Below are 20765 nucleotides of genomic sequence, written 5' to 3' on the forward strand. Positions count from 1 at the left end.
GATGTTAGGCTACTCCCTCATGGCTGATTCGCCCATGCACAAGCCGGCAGGGCCCCATGAGAAGGCGCCCTCCGCGGAGGATTTCGACCGTCTCGCGGCGCTCATCAAGCCGTCGTGGGAGCTCGACGATGCCCCCTTCTCCATGGGCAACCGCAGTCTGACGCCGCAAGAGTGGGACCAGCTGCGCGGCGAATCGAATGGGGAAGCGTCGTCGCACAATGGCACGCACGGGCGCAACGGAGTTTCTGCGCCCGCCGCGGGGGAAATCGTGCGCGCATCGGTGCCGGCCGCCGGCGAACTGGCCTCGGCGCCGCCGCCTCCACGCGTGTCGTCGCCACCTGTGTTTCCGCAAGCGGCGCCTCGGGCGAGTGCTCCGTCGCAACCGGCACCGGCGCGCAGGAGCGTGGCACCGGAGCCGTCGACGTCCCAGTCCCGAGGTCTGCGCGAACCGCAGCCCAAGTCGGACGTGGCGGTGGCCGTGGATGCCTCCGTCAAGGAATGGCAGAAGACGAGCCTCGCGGAGGAGCTCGAGCCGTTCCCCGCCGAGCGATCGCGCAAAGGTCTCTACGTCGGCCTGGCCGCGGCCGCGGTCGTCATCGTCGCCGTTTTCTTCTTCGCCACGCGTTCCTCGGAGCCGGAGGCACCGGCAGCATCACCCGGCGCCGGCGCCGGCGTCACCGCGCCGGCCGACGAAAAGGCACCGAGCGTCTCCAACGCCCGCGTCGACATTCCGCCGCCCGCGCAGCCGCAGGCCGCCGCCGTCGCCCCGAAGGACCCCGTCGCCGCGCCGAAGGAACCCGTGGCGGCCCCGAAGGAGCCCCTGGCCGCGCCGAAAGACCCCGCCGTGGCGAAGGAGAGAGAGCGGCCCGCGCCCAAGGAGCCGGCGCAGGAGCACACCGCGCCGTCCCGGCCTGCGCCACCACGCGCCGTGGCCCCCTCGCACAACACCGCCCCGGCTGCCCCCGCGCCATCGCCAGCATCCAAGCCTGCCCCCAAGGGGAACGCCTCCGGTGGGATCGTGCGGGACGTTCCATTTTGACCGAGCGACACCCACCGGATTCGGGATACGAGGATTCGTGATCGAAGATTGCGAATCCGTGGGTTAGTTTAGCTCCGACATGAAAAGGCACACGCGATCCATCGCCGCGGGTTTGATCGTTGCGCTTGCGCCGCTCCTGGTGAGCGTGAGCGTGGGCAGCCCGGCATGGGCTCAATCCGACGAGGCCTCGACGAAGGCCGCGCGCGCCCGCTTTCAGGAGGGCGTCCAGTATTACGACAAGGGCCAATACGAGAACGCACGTGCCGCGTTCCTGCAAGCCTACGCCCTGCGCAAGCACCCCGCCGTGCTGCTCAACCTCGCGCAGAGCAGTTTGAAGAGCGGCCACCCGATGGAGGCGGTGAAGTACTTCCAGCAGTTCCTGCGGGAGTCCACCTCGATGACCCCCGCCCAGCGCAGCGACGCGGAAAGAGGCCTCACCGAAGCGCGGTCGAAGCTCGGTCGCTTGGAAATCTCTGCCCCCACCGGCGCCGAAATCTCCGTCGACAGCACGTCCCTCGGCGCCGCCCCACTCAGCGACGCGGTGGATGTCGAACCGGGAACGCATATGGTCCGCGCCAAGCTGTCCGACGGCACGGCCGACGTGAAGAGCGTCACCCCCGGCCCGGGCGATAAGGTGAAGGTCGTCTTCAGCGCCCCCGAGGCCCCCGCCGCCGCTGCACCGGTGCCCGTCCCCGCCCCCACGACGACCACGCCGCCCGGTGGCCCCGCATCGAGCACGCCCTCGGCACTCGACACACCGCCGTCGGAACCGATCGGCGGGACCACGACGCCCCCGCCTGCCGAGTCGAGCGGCAAATGGTCGCTGGTCCCCGGTATCGTGGGCGCCAGCATCGGTGCCGCGGGCCTCGGCACCGCCCTCGCGTTCTACTTCTTCAAGCAGAGCGCACAGGATTCGGCCGACTCCGTGGCGAACGAAATCCGAAGCAACGGTGGCACCCAGGGAACCTGCACATCGACCGACCCAAACACGGTGACGCGTTACGGCGCGGCATGCAGTGCGCTGCGCGACAACAACGACAAAGTCGATAAGAACGCAACCGTAGGCAATATCGCATTGGGCGTGGGCATCGCCGGCGCAGTATTCGGCGCCACGTGGCTCATCGTCGCCGGCGTGCACAATTCCAAGGCCGGCAAAGAAGCCGCGCCGGCTCCGTCGACGGGATTCATCCGCCCCGTCCCCATGGTCCTTTCGAACGCCAAAGGGCTGGCGCTCGAAGGTGCATTTTAGTCGCGACTTCGCACGAGGGTCGCGAGCCAATACGAACTTCGCGACCCACCGCGACACCATGCGCGTCAATCGGCCTCAGAGAGATTGAACAGGAAGACGGGAAGACGGGAAGGATTTACGGCTCGTACGTCGCGGAACGCTTTTTTTGAGGTTTCCAATTCGCTCACGGGGCGAATTGGAAACAACAAAAACTTCCCGTCTTCCCGTCTTCCCGTCTTCCCGTCTTCCTGTGATTCTCTTCTTCAGCTAGTAAGCGCCGCAAATAGCGTTTCGCTGATTGGCAATCTGCGGATTTGAGATGGACGCGTGTGAATTGTTCATGATACGCCGATCCCTTCACCCATCGACGGGTTTGCCCGGGGGAACGGGGATCTCGTCGTCCATTTTTTCCGTGAGGCGAACGGCTAAGCCGGTGCGCCGTGGTGATGGAGGAATGCGATGAAACAAGCATGGCTTTGGGCGGTCGCTCTGTTGGCAGCGGGTTGCAGCGCCGAAACACGCAATGAAGCTCCCACGGACGAGTCGACCGACCAAAAGATCATAGGCGGTGTGGACGATCCGAACGATCCGGCCGTCGTCGCCATTTACGCCCGGGTTCCCGGCGCCACGAAAGGTGCACTCTGCACGGGTGAAATCATCTCCCCCACGGTCGTGCTTACCGCCGCGCATTGCATCACCGAGGTCGAAGCCGGCTCGGTGCATTACGTGATTCCGGGATTCAAATTCAAGGAAGTCCCCGAAGCACAATGGCTGGCCGTCAAAGAGACCCATGCCGATCCGCAATTCGACGCGAGCAATCTGCCCAACGGCCACGACATCGGCGTGCTCATTCTCGCCCAGCCCACGTCGATCACGCCGCTCCCCTTCGTCCGCACCCCGCTGCCCGACAGCACGGTCGGCAAAAGCGTGCGCATGGTGGGCTACGGCTTGAACGATGGCTTCGGCCAGACCGGCGCGGGCATCAAACGCGAGGTCACCGTCCCGGTCAACAGCATGGACGACAAGACCCTGGAGACGGGAACCTTCAGCAAGAAATCGTGCAACGGCGACTCGGGCGGGCCCGCCTTCCTGAAGATCGATGGCAAAGAGACCATCGTGGGCGTCACCTCGTACGGCATCATTTACTGCCTTGGATATGGCTATTACACGCGCGTGGACAAATACACGGCGTTCATTGACCAGTATTTGCAATAGCGAGATCGAGCCATCGGGGTCGGAGGATGGCCTCCGACTCCGATGCGATTCCGTCCCCCGCTAATTAGCGCACCGCGCGCGTGGCCAAATCTGCCAGCGTCGCCGCAAATTTTGGGCCAATGGGGCGGTCCAACAAGAGCCGATACCACATCGCTCCAAAGAGCATATCGACCAGCGCTTCGATGCTCGTGCCCTTGGCCACGTCTCCGCGCTCGACCGCGCGCTGAACGATGCTCGAGAGCACCGCGCGACGCCAGGCGATGTACTCGCCGAAGCGAACAGCGAACTCGGGATCGAGCTGGGCCTCGGCCATGAGGCCGCGCATCACCACACCGAGAGCCTGCGGCCCATTCAGCGCGCGAAACGTCGCCGTGAGAAAGGCGCGCAAATCCGACTCCAGATCGCCCGAATCGCGATCGAGAATCGAGGTACGTGCCGTCTCCGTGAGGGCCTCGAGCACCACGTCGGCCTTCGACGGCCACCAGCGGTACATCGTCTGCTTGCCCACCCCCGCGCGCTCGGCGATGGCGTCGACGGTGACCTTGCCGTATCCGCGCTCGCGTAAAAGCTCCAGCGAGGCCGCGAGAATGGCCATTTTCGACTCTTCACTCCGCTTTCGGCCCACCCTGGGACGATCCATGTTCGGCTCCACCCGTTGACGAGACTATGAGTCTCGTTATATTTCGAGACTGTTAGTCTCACAATAGTTTCCCGAGCACCATGAGAGGATCCCGATCATGAGCGAAACCATCATCGTATTCGGAGCCAGTTCCGGCATCGGGGAGTCCGTGGCCGCCCTGGCCCATCGCCACGGCGCACGCACGGTGGCCGTGGGGCGCGATCGCACCAAGCTCGAAGGGCTTCGCGGCCGGCTGAGCGGCGTGGAGATCGCATCGGTCGACGCATCCAGGCGGGAGGACGTCGATGCATTCTTTCGCGACCAAGGCGCCTTCGATCACCTGGTCATTGCCCTCAGCGGCGGCAAAGGCGCGGGGCTCTTCCGCGAGCTACCGCTCGAGGACGTGCGATCCGGCTTCGAGGGCAAGTTCTTCCCGCAGCTCAACGTCGCGCAGGCCGCCCTCTCCACGCTGAGGAAGGAAGGTGGCTCCATCACCTTCATCAGCGCCGCGTCGGCGCGGTCGGTGGCTCCGGGCACCGCGGGCCTCACGGCCATCAATGCGGCCATCGAATCGGTCATTCCCATTCTAGCGTTGGAGCTCGCGCCGATTCGGGTGAACGGCATCTCTCCGGGCGTGGTCGACACGCCATGGTGGAACGACGTCCCGGCCGACGTCAAAGCTGGATTCTTCGACCGCGCTCGCGCCAACTTACCGGTTCGCCGCGTGGGTACCCCCGAGGAGGTCGCGGAGCTCGTGTGGTTCCTCGCCCACGCCGCCTTCGTCACCGGATCCGTCTATGAAATCGACGGCGGCCATCGTCTCGTTGCTTCAAGAGCGTGACGCATTCCCCTCCGTAACCCCAGAATAGCGCCATGCCCTCTTCGAACACGGAAGCGACCTCCCTCGAAGGCCTCCACATCCTCGTCACCGGCTCCACCGACGGCATCGGTGCCGTCACCGCGGAAGAGCTCGGGCGCGCCGGCGCCATCGTGTACGTCCACGGCCGCAACGCCGACAAAATCGAACGCACGCTCGCTTCCCTGCGCGAACGCGGCGTCAACGCCCCGCGCGGCTTTCGAGCCGATCTCGCGTCGCTGGCCGACACGGCGAAGCTCGCAAAACAAATCGTTGCCCAAGTACCCCAACTCGATGTGCTCATCAACAACGCCGGCATTGGCACCGGCGGCAGCCGCAGCCAGCGCGAAATCAGCCAGGACGGATTCGAGCTTCGCTTCGCCGTCAATTACCTAGCGACCTTCGTCCTGACGCGAAACCTCATCGCCGCAGGTCGCATCCCGCGCGCCGTCATCCATGTTTCGTCCATTGGTCAGGAAGATCTCGATTTCGACGATCTGATGCTCGAGCGCCACTATTCGGGTGTGTCAGCTTATTGCCGAAGCAAGCTCGCACAAATCTTGTTCGCCTTCGATCTCGCGGAGAGCCACCCGCGTATCAAAACGCACGCCCTTCACCCCGGCACGTACCTCGATACGAACATGGTGCGCCAGGCCGGCGTCCGCCCCCTCGGCAGTGCGGGAGAAGGCGCCGACGCGATCCTTTTCGTCACACGCCACGCCCTGAGCGACAGTCCCAACGGACTCTATTTCGATCAACAGCGCACGGCACGCCCGCTCCCCCAGGCCTACGACCGCACGGCACGCGCGCGCCTGCGAAAAGCCTCCGAAGAACTCGCTGCGCCTTTCTTGAGTTAGCGCATCCTATTGCTCGAGGGGGATATCGATATATGAAGAAAGGCGCATTCATTTGCGCGGCAGCAATGCTGTGCGTGGCGTGCACCATGGAGGCCGCCGAGTCCGAGATGACCGGCCAGTCCCAGAGCGCCATCATCGGGGGCAACGAAGATGCCGCCGATCCCGCGGTCGTTGCGGTCTACGCGCGCGTTCCCGGCGAAACCAAAGGATCGCTTTGCACGGGCGAGGTCATCTCGCCCACCGTCGTTCTGACGGCTGCTCATTGCATCACGGAGGTTACGCCGGGGTCCGTGCACTACGTGGTACCGGGCGGCAAGTTCCAAAGTGTTCCTGCGTCGCAGTGGCTCGCGGTCAAGGAGGTGCACGCCGATCCGGCCTTCGATGCCGCGCACCTCGAGGCTGGGCACGACATCGGCGTGGTGATCCTCGCCAAACCAACGACCATCCGGCCGCTCCCATTTTTACGGGTGCCGTTGCCCGACGAGGCTGTTGGGCACCGAGTCCGGCTGGTGGGCTACGGCCTCGACAACGGATTCCGCCAAACGGGCGCCGGCACGAAGCGCACGGTCACCGTTCCCATCGTTTCGATGGATGACGTCACGTTGGAAACGGGCAACCTGTTTCAAAAAGCGTGCAGCGGCGATTCGGGCGGCCCGGCGTTTCTCGACATCGACGGCCAGGAGACCATCGTCGGCATCACGTCGTACGGATACATCTTCTGCCTGTTCGACGCGTTCTACACGCGGGTCGATCTCTACACCGACTTCATCGAGCGCTATTTGTAGCTACAAAGATCCGCTGGACATGGAAGAGTCCGCCATGTTACCTCCTTCCTCCACCACCGATTCGCGATTTGGAGGGAGCGATGAAACACGCGGTTCTTTTCATCTTTCACGTCAGCGCGGTCTTGGCAGCGTCGGTCACGGGGTGCGGGGGCGAGACGGCGGACGTCTCCGCGCAGACGTCGGACGAGATCGTGGGCGGCACCGTCGACCCGGGCGATCCCGCCGTCGTCGCCGTGTATGCGCGCGCACCGGGAGCCACCCAAGGCGCCCTCTGCACGGGCGAGGTCATCTCGCCCACCGTCGTTCTCACGGCGGCCCACTGCATCACCGAGGTCGATCCTGGCGCCATCCACTACGTGGTCCCCGGCCCGGTGTTCCAACAGGTTCCTTCGTCGCAGTGGCTCGCCACCAAAGAGGTCCACGCGGACCCGGCCTTCGATGCCTCGAACCTCGCGAACGGACACGACATCGGCGTCGTGATCCTTGCCCAGCCCACGAACATCGTGCCCATTCCGTTCATCCGCACACCGCTTCCGTCGAGTGTCGTCGGCAAGAACGTGCGCCTCGTGGGCTATGGACTCGACAACGGCGTGACGCAAACCGGCGCCGGCACGAAGCGTCAGGTCACCGTGTCGGTCGTGTCGATGAACGACAAGACGCTGGAGACGGGAAATCTGCTTCAAAAAGCGTGCAACGGCGACTCCGGCGGCCCCGCGCTGCTGAACATCGACGGCAAGGAGACCATCGTCGGCATGACATCCTACGGGCTCATTCTTTGTCTGCTTACGGCGAACTACACGCGAGTCGATCTCTATACGAGCTTCATCGACCAGTACCTCCAGTAGCGTTAGTATCGTCGACGATGACGAAGATCGCCGAAAGTGCCGTAACCCTTCGTCCCGCCATCCCCAGCGACTCCGAGGCGGTCGCGGTGATCTGGTACCAAGGCTGGCGCGACGGCCACCTGGGCAACATCCCGGACGCGCTCGTGGCGGTGAGGACCGAAGCATCCTTCTACGAGCGCGCCGCCCAACGCATCGGCGACACCGTCGTCGCCGTCGTCGAGGGCGAGGTCGTCGGCTTCGTCATGGTCGTCGACGACGAGGTGGAACAGGTCTACCTCGCAGGCCACCGCCGCGGCAGCGGCATCGCGGGCATTCTCCTCGACGAAGCCGAACGCCTCGTCGCCGCCAACGGCCACGAACGCGCCTGGCTCGCCGTCTCTCCCGGCAACGGGCGCGCCCGCGCGTTCTACGAGCGCCAAGGCTGGCACGACGAAGGCCATTTCGTGTACATGGCCGGCGGCGCGGGCGAGCCCATCCCCGTCCCGTGCCAGCGATACGTCAAGCGCGTCGCGGTTCGCTAGAGAGAATTCACAGGAAGACGGGAAGTTTTTTGTTGGTGAGCGGTGCGCTTGTTGGTTGGCCTATGGACCAAGGGCGCCCGCCCTATCGTTTCCCGATGTGCAGATGAGCGTGGCACTCGCAAGGCGGTGGGAGGGGGGGACAAACGGGTGCGTGATCGCGCTCCGCGCAATCTCAGACGGTCTTCTTCTGGCGTTCTCTCTGCCAGATAAAAATGAGGGGTAAGAAAAGTCCGGTGGATGCGAGCAGTTGACTGCGCAGCTTCCCCAACGAGGTCTTCGGCCACCGGTCCGCACCCGCTGCGCGTCCCGTCACCGCTCCCCATGTTGTTCCCGCCGGCTGGACCCCCGTAGGGGTGGCTCCAACTGTCAACGGGCATGCGGAGGGCTGTTGCCTCCCACTCATACCTTGCGGCAACCCATCATCTTGATCTGCGACCTTGCGAGCTTGGTCTCCGGAGCTCCGCACCCGCGAGGTCTGACCCGCCTCATTGCCAACACGGTGCCAATCCGTATTGCGCCGAAAAAGAGCCCGCGCCGCACCGGCGCCCCCTGTCCCGGACAGCCATCCGCCTGTCCCGGACAGCCCATCCGCCTGTCCCGGACAGCCGCCACCGCCGCGAGTCGCTCATCCCAGCCCCGAGCGCCTGCAAATGCCAACGTCGGCACCCCAAAGCTCAGGTCTCGAGCAAGCAGGTTGGCCCAGTCACGGATCCAAAACCAAAACCGGGAAGCGAGAAGGTTCGTGGAACCGGGCCACCGCGCCCAACCCAAAAACCCTTCCCGCCTTCCTGTGAATTCTCTCTCTCCTTAGCCGACCGCGATGCCCAGCGTCTTGCGCAGGGTAAAGTACTGCTCGCTCACGCTGAAGACGATGAGCTCCTTCAGCTTGTCGGCCGGGGCCAAATCGCCCGGTAGTTGCGGCTCGGCGCTGATGATCTTCTTCGCGATCTCCAAGTCCGCGCAGAGCAGCAACCCCGCGCGGGTCGAGGTCACTTCGACCATTTGCATCCACCGCTTCAAGTCGGCCTTGGCGCCGTCCTCGATGAAGCGCTGCACCACCAACCGCAGCGCATCGCGCTGGACCGGCTGCATGAACTTCACCAACTCTTGCGCCGTCTGCCCGACGGCCTGGGCCATCTCCGCCGGAACGGAGAAGTCGTTCATCACGATCTTGATCGCCGCGAAGAGCATCACCTTCAGCTCGTTCAGGGTCGGGAACAAGTTCTTGATGTAGTGCTCACCGCGGTAATACGAGAGGTGCTTGCCGACGATGAACGTCAGCTCCTGCGGCGAGAAGCCCGTGAGCACGGTCTGACCGGCGACGCTCGCCGGCGGCGAAGCCGGAACCGCCACCAGCGCACCCGCCACGTCGTTGCGCACGTAGAGCTCGGGCAGATTCACACCGAGAACCTGCGCCGCCCAGCCGAACGTCTTTGCAAACGTCACGGTGCTCGTCGCCGGATCCTGCTTGAACCGCTTGTCGAGCACCGGCAGCTGCCGCGATGCGCGCAGTTGGTTCGTCTTCGCGACGATCGCGGCCGGCGTGATCATCTCGAAAATCTTCCCGATGTAGATGTTCTCGTCCTTGTGGAAGAGATTCTTCACCCACTGCTCGTTGTCGAGCCGGCTCTTCACTTGGATCATCCCGCGCGGGCGATAATCCTCGAAGAAGCGCTGCTCTTCCTCGTCCGCCTTGTGCAGGAACGCCAGCGCCGCGCACATGCACCATGCGCGATCGTACTCGTGCTGCTTCAAGTACAGCTTGTACAAGGAGCGGTACGGGTCGACCCGCATCGGATCCTTCTGCAGCACGATGGCGTGCTCGCCGATGGCTGCCTCCATCTGGTCCGTCGCCTCGAAAAGCTCGGCCAGGATCTGCCGCTCCACCGCCTCGTCGGGCTTGTAGCGCGTCGCCATCTTGAACGCCTCGATGGCGCTCGCCACGTCGTTCAAACGATCGCGGTAGATCAACCCGAGGTTGTGCCACAGGTTGTACTCGAGGTCCGGATTGTTGGCGTTCGCGCTCGAGAGACGCCGCAGCATCTTCCGGAACGCGCGCTCCAGCGCCTTCCAATCCTTCTTCGCCGTGAGGATCTTGTTGATGCGCTCGAACGCTTCCAAGAACGTCGGATTCAGATCGAGCGCCTCGTTGAACAGCTCCACCGCGCGATCGTGATCGCCTTCCTTGTCGCGGTAGATCTGCGCCATCGTGTAGATGAACTTGCTCTTGCGGACCGGATCCTTCTCCAGCTCGGAAATCTGCTGGATGGTGTCGATCATCTTCGACCAGTTCTCGGTCCCCTGGTACAGCGCGAGCAACTTGTGCAGCAGCGGATGGCTGTCGGGCTTGATGTCCCGCGCCTCTTCCAATGCCTCGATCGACTTGTGCGGATTGCGATCCTGGTCGTTCCAGATGTCCGCAATCTCGCCCAGCATCTTGAAGCGCTCGTCGCCCTCGTACACGTTGTCGAGGATCTGCCTCTTGTACGCGACGACCTGCTTCCAGTCCTTGAGCTCCGCGTAGAGCCCCACCAACGCTTCGAGCGTCGGGCGGTGGGCGTTGTCGACCCCCAGCGCCTTCTCGAAGTTGTTGATCGCCTGCTTCGGTTGCCCCTGCTCGCGCTTGATGCAACCCAGCTTGTAGTAGACGTTCGCGCGCTCCTCGGTCTCGCTCTCGGAGAGCGACGTCAGCACCTTCTGGAAGTTGGTGAGCGCCGCACCCCAATCGCGCAGACGGAAGGACACCTCCGCCAAACCGCGAATGGTCACTTGGTCCGTCAGATCGAGCTGGTGGGCCGCCAAGTACGCCTTGAGCGCCTTGTCGTCCTTGCCCAGCGCCGAGCAGACCTGGCCGAGCTTGTTGTTCAGATCGTGCTGCTCCATCCGATCGCGCTTGCTGGCCTTGCGCACCACCAGATCGAGCAATGGCTCCGCCTTGTCCCACTCTTCGCGCGTGATGTACTCGTCGATGAGCGGCATCGCGGCGTCTTCGTTCTCGTCGTCCGCCTCGCGCGCGGCCTCAAAGGCCAGAATCGCGCTGTCGTGATCGCCGAGTTGGGTCTCGCGCAGGTTGCCGAGTTCCACCAGCAAACGCGCCCGCTGACGCGCCGCCTGCGTGTAGCTCTGCTCCTGGTCGATGTAGCGCGCCGCCTTGTCGTAGTCGGCATTGTCCATCGCAATCGCACGCACCGACGCGAGCGACGGCAAGTGCGACGGGTCGATGTCGATGGCCATCTCGTAGCGCTCTTGCGCCGACACGCGGTCGCCGAGCTTCTCGTCGAGGGCCTTGCCGATGCGGTAGTACGCCTCCACGCGCTGCCGCGTGTCTTGCGTGAGCTCCGCCACGCGCGTCATCATTTCGATCGACTGCTCGGCGTCGTTCTCCTTGTCGTAGAGCTTCGCCAGCGCGTCGAGCGCCTCGATGTTCGCCTCGTCGAGGTCGACGATGTTGCGGTACGCGTCGATCGCGCGCTCCGCATCCTGCACCTCGTCGGCGTAAACCTGCGCGATGTACCCGTAGAGATCGACCTTCGTCTTGCGGTCGTTCGTCGCCGAGACGTGGCGCTCGTAGGTGTTAATCAGCTCCAGCCACTGCCGCATCTTGCGGTAGTTGCGCTCGAGCGAGAAGTACGCCTCCTCGTGGTTCGCGTCGATCTCGAGCACCTGCTCGAGCCGCTGCGCCGCGATGTCCGCCTTGACGAAGTGCTCCTCTTGCAGCTTCGCCAAGTGCATCAACACGTCGATGCGCTCGCGCTCCGTGGAGACCACGTCGAGCTCCGCCTCGAGCACGCGGACCAATTCGGGCCACTGCTTGAGCGTCTCGTAGACCCGTACCAACCCGCGCATCGCTTGCAGATTCCCTGCATCGATGTCGAGCACCTCGCGGTAAACCTGCGCCGACCGCGAAGGATCGTTCAGGCTCGTCTCGTAGAGACCGGCCATGCGCAGCTTGGTGTTCGCGATCTCCGTCGGATCGGAGAGCGCCGGCACCTTGCGCGACAGCACGTCGACGAGGTCGCGGTTCTGCCCGCGTGAAGCGTAGATCCGCTCCAGGTTCTCGAGGGCCGGGATGTACAACCCGTCGACCTCGAGGGCCCGCGTGAACTGCGTGATGGCTTGGTCCGTCTGCGCCATCTGCTGATCGAGGAGCTCGCCGAGCTCCGTCATGATCTCCTTGCGGTCGACGTCGTTGATCGCGACGTCGAGCGCACGGGTGAGCGATTGCCCGAGGCGCTGCCAATCGGAATTCTTCCGATACAGCTGCCCCATCTGACGAAGCGCGCCCACGTTGTTCGGGTCGAGCGCAACGATCTGCGCGTAGTAAGGCTGCGCGTACTCGGGGTGGCCGAGGTCGTCGCCGTACCACTTGGCCAGGTGCAGGCAGAGACGGATCTTCTCCTTGTTCTCCGTCTGCTCCTTGAGCCAGCCGTTTGCCGTTTGAATGAGCTCGCCCCAGCGCCCGGTGGCCTGCGCCATGCGCTCGAGGTACTTCGCCGTCTCGCGATCGTGGAAGTCTTCCGCGAGCGCGTTCACCAAGGCCACGAAGGCCTGGTTCTTGTCGTCGAGGTGCTCCTCGAAGACGCGGGCGATCTTGCGCAGAAGCTCCGTGCGATCCGGCGTCTCGCTGCGCGTCTCGAACCAGGAGAGGTACAGCTCGATGAGCGGCTCCCACCGCCCGCCGGCCGAGTGCCTCTTCTCCAATTCGCCGAATGCTTCCTGGCTCGTCGGCTCGACGTCGAGGATCTTCTGGTACGCCAAGGTCGCCGAATCCGGCTCCAGCAGCGTGTCCGTCCAGATCGAAGCGACCGTGCGGTACTCCTCGATCTTCTCGTGCTTGTCGTCGAGCGCGTCGGCGCGGAGCATCTTCACTTCGATGACGTCCGGCCACTTCTCCTCGGAGCGGTAGATCGCTTCGAGCGCGTCCATCGCCTCGAAGTCGGCCCCGACCTCGAGCAGCTTGCGCCACGCATCGGCGGCGTCGTACGGCTGCTGCAGCTCCGTGCCGTACGTCTTGCCGAGCTCGCGGAAGATCTCCTTCAGCTCGTCCGCGTCGAGAAGCTGCGAGGCGCGGTCCACGATCTGGTGGAGCGCAGCCACGAGCTCGTTCGCATCGTCCTGGCGCCGCCGAATCGCGGAAATCGAACGAAGCGCGGCGAGGTTCGCGTAGTCGATGTCGAGGACGCGGTTCCAATCCTCGAGCGCCATTTCATCGCGCCCGAGCTTGTCGGTGAAGACGCGCGCGCGCCGCGTGAGGATGTTCACGCGATCGTCGTCGTTCGGCGCAATCTCGTACTCGCGCTCGAGGATCTCCACGAGGTCCCGCCACTGCTGCTGGTTCTCGTAAAGGTTCGCCAAGGCGCCGAGCGCCTCCGGATCCTCACCGCGCAAGTCGAGCACGACCTTCCACGTGTTGATCGCGCGCTCCGGCTGCCCGAGCTTCGAGCTGGCCAGGTGCGCGATCTTCGCGCGGATGTCCGCCTCCTGCACGTCGCCCGACGCGTTCTCGAGCTCGCGCTCGTAGACCGCATTGAGCTCCGCCCAGTTGCCGAGATTCTCGTAGATGCGCCCGAGCGCGAAGATCGCGCCCTCGTGCGCCTTCTCGAGGTCGTCGAAGATGCGCCGGTACGCGCGGATCGCGTCCGGGATTTGCTCGAGCCGCGTCTCGTAAATCTCGCCGAGGCGCGCGTAGAGCTCCACCAGCTCCAGGTTGTCGCTCGTGGCCTGCACGCGCATCTCGAGGACCTGGGCCAGCTCGCTCCACGCTTCGAGCGAGAGGTAGATCCGATCGAGGTTCGCCAACGCATCGACGTCGAGCGGCTCGACGCCGAGCACGTACTTATACGTCTCCTCCGCCTTGCCGACGTCCGCCAGCTCGTCTTCGAAGGTCTTCGCCAGGCGCTTGCCGACCAGCCGCTGGACGTTCGGGTCGTCGTGCACGCTGAGCACGTCGGCGTACGCGTTGGCCACGACCTCCCAGCCGCCGTCGACGGTGGCTGCCAGGCGCGGAATCTCCTCGCCCGTCTTTTCGTCGAGCGGGTACTCCTTCAGCGAACGGATGTAGACGGCGAGGGTCGTCGCCGTGTCGAGCAGCTTCTCCTCGTGCAGCTCCGCGATGCGGTAGTACTGCGCGAGACGCTCCTCTTCTCCACCGTGCTCGAGCCCCGCCGCATCGGCGACGGGCTGCGGCGGAATGTGCGAGAGCTGCGCCTCCATGACATCGGAGAGCTTGTTCCACTCGCCCATCTGCCGGTAGAGCGGCTCGAGGATCTCGGCCACCTCCACCTGCTTCTCACCGCGCGCGAAGATCTGCTCCAGGGCCTCGAGCGTCTGCTCGTGCTCCGGCGCCGCATTGATGACGTCTCGGTATGCGGAAATCGCCGCGTCCAGGTTCCCGAGCCGCGTCTCTTCGACTTGGCCCAAACGGTACTTGAACTCGAGGATCTCGTCCGGCGTCTGGCCAATCTCGGCCTCCCGTTCGAGGACGTTCGCGAGGTCGTGCCAGCGCTCCGTTTGCAGGAAGAGCCGATCGAGCGAGCGGATCGCCGTCTGGTTCTCCATGTCGGAGTCGGTCACGCGCCGGAAGCGCGCAATCGCGCTGTCGACGTCGTCGAGCTGCATCTCGTAGATCTGCGCCGTGCGCAGCCCGAGCTCCACCAAGCGATCCGGCGTCTCGAGCAGCTTGTCGAGCTCCGCATCGTAGAGGCGCCCCACCTCCGGCCAGCGATTCACGACCATCGCGAGCCGCTCGAGGTTCTGCAACGTGAGCTCGTTGCCGTTGTCCAGCGTCAGAGCCCGCGCGTACGTGTCGAACGCCGAGTGGTGGTTGTCCAGTGCGTCCTCGTACAGACGCGCAATCCGGTGGAGCAGGTCCACCTTCTGGAACGGGTCGCTCGCGTGCTGCACCTGCACTTCGTGCACGCTGATGAGGCGCGGCCAATCGCTGACCGCCTCGTACACCGGCTCGAGCACCGCCGCCGCACCGAGCGGATCGCGGTCGCCCGACTTGAGGCCCTCGAGGGCCTGCAAGGTCGGCGTGTGGTCGGGCATCTGCTGCAGGATCTCGCGGTAAAGCTCGATGGCCCGCTGCACGTCGTCGAGGCGCTTCTCGTACAGATCCGCGATGCGGTACTGGAAGCTGATGGCCTCCGCCGAGTCGGCGGTCATCTCGCTTTCGCGGGTCAGGATGCCGAGCAGCTCTTGCCAGTTCTGCGCTTGCTCGTAGAGGACGTCGAGGCGCGAGAGCGCTTGCAGATCGTCCGGATCGAGCTCGAGAATCTTGTTGTACGTGTCGATCGCGTTCTCGACGTCGCCGAGCTCGTGCTCGTACACCGCACCGACTTGGTAGAAGATGCGCTTCTTCTCGTCCGCGTCGACGACCAGGTCGGCCTTCTTCGCGTAGATGCGCATCAAGTCGGCCCAGCGCGACAGGCCCAGGTAGCGCTTGATCAACGCATCGAGCGCGCGAACATCGTCGCTGTCGAGGTCGATGACCTTGTTGTAGACGGCAATCGCCGCCTCGGGCTGCTCGAGGACGTCCTCCTCGATGGCCGCCGCCTGGAAGAGGGCTTCCTTCTTCTCCGGCAGGTCCTCGAGGATGTCCGCCTTCTTTTGCAGGATGAGCGACAGATCCGCGTAACGCTCCGTCGCGCGGAACAAGCGCTCGAGCGACTCGGCCGCGGACAGATGGCCCGCCGCAATCTCGAGCACGCGGCGGTAGAGCGACACCGCGGTGTCGACCTCGCCGAGATCGTACTCGTAAACGCGCGCGCTCATCATGTAGAGGGCGCTGGGAAGCTCGGTGAGCCCGCCCTCGTCGGAGGGCGTGGTCTCCGCCGCCAAGGACTGGAACACCTGCGCGAGATCGTGGAAGCGGCCTGTGGCGCGCGCCACGCGGTCGAGTCCCTGCTGCGTCTCCGCGCTGCCCGGATCCTCTTTGAGGGCCCGCGCCAAGGTCGCGAAGGACGAATCGAGATCGCCCGCCGCACCTTCGTACAGCTCGGCGATCTGGTGCAGCAGTTCCACCCGGCGCATCGCATCGTCGCTGCGACGCACCTGCACTTCGTGGACGCCAATGAGCTTCTGGTAATCGCCCAAGTGCCGGTACAGCGGCTCGAGCAGATCGGCGATGGTGAGCTCGTACTTCGCGTCCTGACCGAGTCGTTCGAGCGCGGCGAGTGCCTGATCGTTCGTCGGCTCGCGCTCGAGCACCTGGCGGTAGCCCTCGATGGCCACGTCGATCTGGCCCATCTCGGTCTCACGCAGGGACGCGAGGCGGAGCATGAGCGCGAGCTGCGCCTGGTCGTCGATCGCGAGCGCAAGCTGCGCCTCGAGGTTCTCGGCCAGCTCCGTCCACATGCGCTGGCGGCTGAAGAGCGCATCCAACGCCGCGAGCGCGCGCAGGCTCGACGGGTCGAGCTCGAGCACCTTGCGGTACGAGGACACGGCCTCGTGCGGATCGTGCAGTTGCTCGTCGTAGATACGTGCAGTCTGCACGAGGAACGCCTCGCGCTGGTCCGGCTCGACGGCCAAGTCGATGCGCCGCTGGATCACGTTGATCAAGTCCAGCCAGCGATCGGTGCGCGTGAAGAGCTGCTCCAACGCGGACAGCGCCTCGGCGTCGGCCGCATCGAGCGTGAGCACCTGGTTGTAACCGCGCGCCGCCGCATCGACTTCGCCGAGGCGTTCGTCGATGGCGCCGACCTTCATCCAGTACTCGCGCGCCAGCACCGCGTCGCTGAGCTCCGCGGCGATGTGCTCGTAGAGCATGACCAGCTGGCGCCACGACTCGGAGACGTCGGCCACCTGCTCGATTTCGAACCGCGTGTCGCGGAGCGCGGGGTCGTCCCGGAGCGCCGCCGACAAGGCCTCGAAGGCCCGCGGGTGGTTGAAGAGCGACTGCGTGCTGATGCGCGCAATCTTCCTCTTGAGTTGGACGCGACGTTGAATGTCGTGTTCGCTCACCGCGAGGATCTCGAGGGCCTCGATGAGCTTCTCCCAATCGCGGCGCTCCTCGTAGATGTTCTCGAGGATGGCGGCCGCATCGGCCTTCAAGGAGAAGTGACCGAGCATCGCCTCGAGCGCGAGGCGTGCCCCCTCGTGCTGCGCGTTGATGAACAGGATCTCGCGGTAGTTCTCCAGCGCGCCCGCCGCATCGTCGAGGTGCTTCTCGAGCGCGGTGCCGAGCCGGAATTTGAGGTCGATGAGCTGCGCCTCCGGGTTGTCCAGGTCGATGCGGCGGCGCAACGTGTCGACATACGGCTGCCAGCGCTCGAGGTGCCCGTAGAGAACGTCGAGGGCCGCCAAGGCCCGCGCGTCCGTCGCCTCGTCCTCGAGAACGGCGTTGTAGGTATCGATCGCGCGATCGACGTCCTTGATCTCCGTCTCGTAGAGTTTGGCGATCTCGTAGTTGATCGTCTTCTTCTCTTGGTGATCGTGCGCGAGGTCGCGCTTCTTCTCGTAAATGCCGAGAAGCTCGTTGTAACGAGACGTCTCACGATAGAGCCGCTCGAGGGCCGACAGCGCCTCTTGGTTCTCGCCGTCCGCCTCGTACACCGAGCGGTACGCCGCCAGCGCGTCGTCGATGCGCCCCACCTCGTCGATGAGGATGCGACCGAGCTTCAGGCGCAGGACGATGACCAATTCCGCGTTGTGCTCGAGGCTCGCCGCCTCGATGGCCCGCGTGTAGCTCTCGATCAGCTTGTCCCAGCCGCCGGTGATCTTGGCGGCGCGCTCGACGTCCTGCGCCGCCTGCTCGTCGTGCGGTGCGAGCTCGAACGCCGACAGGTAGCGCTGGAACGCGCGCTCGGGATCGCGAACGCGGCCTTCGTAGAGGCCAGCCACCTCGCGGAAAAGCTGCAGCTTGATCTCCGCGTCGTCGACGTGACCGAGCTTGACCTCGATGACGTTGGCGAGGGCCTTGCTGTTGTTCGACGCGGTGTAGATCGGGATGAGCGCTTCGGCGGCCTGCAGGTTGCTCGGCTCGAGGTCGAGCACCTTCTCGTAGGCCTTGGCGGCGCGATCGTTCTTCTGCTTCTTCTCCGCCCAGAGCTGGGCAATCTTGAAGAGCAGACCAATCTTCGCCGACGGCTCCGGCTCTTTGCCTTCCTGCTGCTCGAGGACGCGAATGAACTCGTCCCACTTGCCCGTCTCGGCGTAGAAGACCTCGAGATCGTCCCAGCGGCCGAGCGCGAGGTACTTCTTCTTGACGGCTTCCTGCGCCTTGCGATCCGACGGGTCGATGGCCAGGAGCTGTCGCCAGGCCTGCACCGCGCCTTCGTCGTTGTTCAGGCGATCGCCGAAGATGGTGCCCAGTTTGGTGAGCGTGGCCACCTTCTGCTTCGGGTCGTACGTGATCTCCGCTTGGCGGTGGAGCACGTCGGCGAGCTTCTCGTAATCCTTGGAGCGCTCGTACAGCATGGAGAGCGCGCCGAGGGCTTCGGCGTTGGCGTCGTCGCTCGCGAGCACTTCGTTCCAGAGAACGATGCACACGTCGGGCTTCTTCACGCGCTCGGTGGCGAGCTTCGCGATCTCCAGGTACTTCGCCGCGCGTTCGCCGCCCGGCGGGAGGGCTTCCGCCTCACGCCGCTCGAGCCCGAGGAGCTTTTCCCAATCGCGGCGCTTCTCGTACATCTGCCGCAGGTAGTCGACGGCCGTCGAGTTTTCCGGCTGCAAGAGCAGCACTTGCTCGTAGGCCTTCACCGCCTCCGCCTGGTTGGCGAACTTGGTGACGTAAAGCTCGCCCGCCTTCATGTAGAGCGAGACCTTCTCTTCCGCATCGGGCACGGCCGCGGCGAGCTGCAAGAGCGTCTTCACGTACTCGTTGAAGCGCTTCGAGCTCTCCTGCTTCTGCGCGAGGGCACGCAGCTCGGCGATCTTTCCTTCGTCCGCGGGGGCCCCAGGCCCGGCTTGGGGGGCCGCTCCGGGAGGCTGCGATGCGCTCACCGCCGGAGGCGGCACGCTCGTGAGCTTCGCGGGCGGCGGCTCGGTCGCCGGCGCCGCGGCCTCGGGGCGCACGGAGATGTGCGGCTCCGTCACCATGGGCGTGGACGGCGGCGGCACCGGCAAGCGGCCACTCGGCGGCGGTACCGGCAAGCGCGCGCTTGCGGGGCCCACCGCGGAAAGCTGCTGCGACGACGTGCGCACGGCCGGCGCAGCAGGCGACGCTTGCAACGACGGCGACGACGGAACGGGCGGCGGGGGCGGAGGCGGCGCAATCAGCGTCCCGGCTCCCGCGGGCGGCGACACCGACTCGATGAGGCCGATCTCGTCCTCGTCGACCATGGAGACCTGCTCCGTGGTCTCGCCGACGATCAGCTCGGGATCCGCCGACGGCGCATCGCTGGTCGCGGGGCGCGCAGGCTCGGTCACCACGTCGGTCGCAGGCGGCGGAGGCGACTCCTCCGGCACGGACCGATCCAAGAGGCTTACACCTTCCGAAGCGGGGGGACGCTCCGAGAGTTGCGGCGGCGGCGCGATGGACGCCACGTCATCCTGCGGCGGCGCCTTCGCCTTGTGCAACGATTCACCAATCTGCGCTTCGAACGCGCGCAGCTGCGGGTGCTCGGGCGCAATGGTCACCAGCCGCTCGAACGACGAGCGCGCACGGATCAAATTGCCCATCTCGCGCCACGCAATCGTCCCCGCCTGCACCAGCAGGAACGTCGCATTGCCATTCTCGCCCGCGTGCGTGGCCGCTTCTTCGGCCAACGTGAGGACGCGGTTCCAATCGCCGCCCTTCTTGCCGTACGCATCGCGCAAGAAGTGAAACGCGCCCTCGTTGTCCGGGTCGAGCTTGACCGCGGCCTCGAGGAAGCGGGCGCCGATGTCGATGTTCTGGTGGCGCTGCACCCAGCGCTTGCCGAACATCATCGCGTACTGCGCGCGCTCGCGCCGATCGCTCACCTCGGAGAGGATCTCTTGCTGCACCGACTCGAGCTCGTCGAGCTTTCCCTGCTCGGACAGCAGGCCCTCGAAGACGGCGGCCGTGGGCTTCGACAGCGGGTCGGCGGCGTACGCGCGTCCGAGCTGCAACTCGGCCTCGTCCGGCGCGAAGCGCTTGGTGATGCGCGCGGCGCGCAAAAAGAGGCGCGCCTTGGCCTTGGGTTGCGTCTCCGCCTGACCGGCGCGAAGCAAAGCCGCAACCTGCGATTGCCACGAGCCGCTTTCCGCCTGCACGTCCTCGAGGCACGCGCTGGCCTCTTTGTTCGCGCCGCCGCTCGCCGCGAGGCTGCGGGCGTACGTGGCCGTCGCCTTGTCGTAATCGCCCACGTCGCAAAGCACGTCACCGAGGTCGCAGAGGAGGAGGCTCGCAGGCATGCCCTGCTGCACGGCCTTGAGCTCCAACTCGATGAGCTTCTGGACCATGTTCAGCTTGCCGAGGTCCCAGTAAATGCCGCGTGCGGCCTCGAGGCTTTCGGTCAACTGCGGGTTCAGCTTGTAGGCGTCCTGGAAGTGCTTGAGCGCCTTCACGCCCAAGAGGAACTTGCCGTCCAGGATGCGCCCCAAGCGGAGATGGAACGCAGCCTTGGCGACGTTCTGCCCCGCCCCGGCGATGCCCTTCTCCAGCTCCTCGATCAGCCCCTGCCAATCCCGGTTGGCCTCGAGTAGCGAAATACGCGTTTGCAGATCCATGAAAATCCCTCGGCTATTACAACCGGCATGCGGCCGCCTCTCCCCCATACCCTAGGGAGGCTCGAATTTCCGCCACCGCGGAAGGAAGCGAGGGCCCTTTGTGGGAGGACGACACGGACAGTAAAGCTATCAGACGCAGAAGGTGCTGTGAGCCTTGATCCAACGCCGCG

At 65.1% G+C, this 20765-nt stretch carries 10 protein-coding genes; 8 read left to right on the plus strand and 2 right to left on the minus strand.

The features are described 5' to 3' along the window. Positions 1-19: 19 nt before the first annotated feature. The 3 genes from LVJ94_35560 (at position 20) to LVJ94_35570 (ending at position 3482) form a co-directional block, all read left to right on the plus strand. Positions 20-1039, plus strand: a complete 1020-nt coding sequence (locus tag LVJ94_35560; GenBank protein ID WXB02221.1) for a hypothetical protein — start codon at positions 20-22, stop codon at positions 1037-1039. A 79-nt stretch (positions 1040-1118) separates the two neighbouring features. Beyond that, the gene (locus LVJ94_35565; GenBank protein WXB02222.1) at positions 1119-2288 is read left to right on the plus strand and encodes a hypothetical protein; all 1170 of its coding nucleotides are present in this window, start codon (positions 1119-1121) and stop codon (positions 2286-2288) included. 438 nt (positions 2289-2726) lie between these two features. After that, the gene (locus LVJ94_35570; GenBank protein WXB02223.1) at positions 2727-3482 is read left to right on the plus strand and encodes a trypsin-like serine protease; all 756 of its coding nucleotides are present in this window, start codon (positions 2727-2729) and stop codon (positions 3480-3482) included. Between the two features lie 64 nt (positions 3483-3546). Here LVJ94_35570 and LVJ94_35575 read toward each other — a convergent pair whose 3' ends face one another. After that, complete coding sequence (locus LVJ94_35575) at positions 3547-4122, minus strand: TetR/AcrR family transcriptional regulator (protein ID WXB02224.1); 576 nt, start codon at positions 4120-4122, stop codon at positions 3547-3549. Between the two features lie 97 nt (positions 4123-4219). Here LVJ94_35575 and LVJ94_35580 point away from each other — a divergent pair, with 97 nt between their 5' ends. The 5 genes from LVJ94_35580 (at position 4220) to LVJ94_35600 (ending at position 7965) form a co-directional block, all read left to right on the plus strand. Beyond that, the gene (locus LVJ94_35580; protein ID WXB02225.1) at positions 4220-4942 is read left to right on the plus strand and encodes an SDR family oxidoreductase; all 723 of its coding nucleotides are present in this window, start codon (positions 4220-4222) and stop codon (positions 4940-4942) included. A 32-nt stretch (positions 4943-4974) separates the two neighbouring features. Then, positions 4975-5814 (plus strand): SDR family NAD(P)-dependent oxidoreductase, encoded by an 840-nt coding sequence (locus LVJ94_35585; protein WXB02226.1) that lies wholly within the window; start codon positions 4975-4977, stop codon positions 5812-5814. A 32-nt stretch (positions 5815-5846) separates the two neighbouring features. Further along, positions 5847-6599: a trypsin-like serine protease gene (locus LVJ94_35590; protein ID WXB02227.1), complete on the plus strand. Its 753-nt coding sequence runs from the start codon at positions 5847-5849 to the stop codon at positions 6597-6599. 80 nt (positions 6600-6679) lie between these two features. After that, positions 6680-7444, plus strand: coding sequence for a trypsin-like serine protease (locus LVJ94_35595; GenBank protein WXB02228.1), 765 nt, complete (start codon positions 6680-6682; stop codon positions 7442-7444). Positions 7445-7461: 17 nt separating this feature from the next. Further along, positions 7462-7965 carry a GNAT family N-acetyltransferase gene (locus LVJ94_35600; GenBank protein ID WXB02229.1) on the plus strand — a complete coding sequence of 168 codons (504 nt, stop codon included), beginning with the start codon at positions 7462-7464 and terminating at the stop codon, positions 7963-7965. Positions 7966-8772: 807 nt separating this feature from the next. Here the strand turns inward: LVJ94_35600 and LVJ94_35605 are convergent. Further along, positions 8773-20595 carry a tetratricopeptide repeat protein gene (locus tag LVJ94_35605; GenBank protein WXB02230.1) on the minus strand — a complete coding sequence of 3941 codons (11823 nt, stop codon included), beginning with the start codon at positions 20593-20595 and terminating at the stop codon, positions 8773-8775. Positions 20596-20765 lie beyond the last annotated feature (170 nt).

The sequence above is a fragment of the Sorangiineae bacterium MSr11367 genome, from assembly GCA_037157805.1.
Classification (GTDB): Bacteria; Myxococcota_A; Polyangia; order Polyangiales; family Polyangiaceae; genus Pendulispora; species Pendulispora rubella.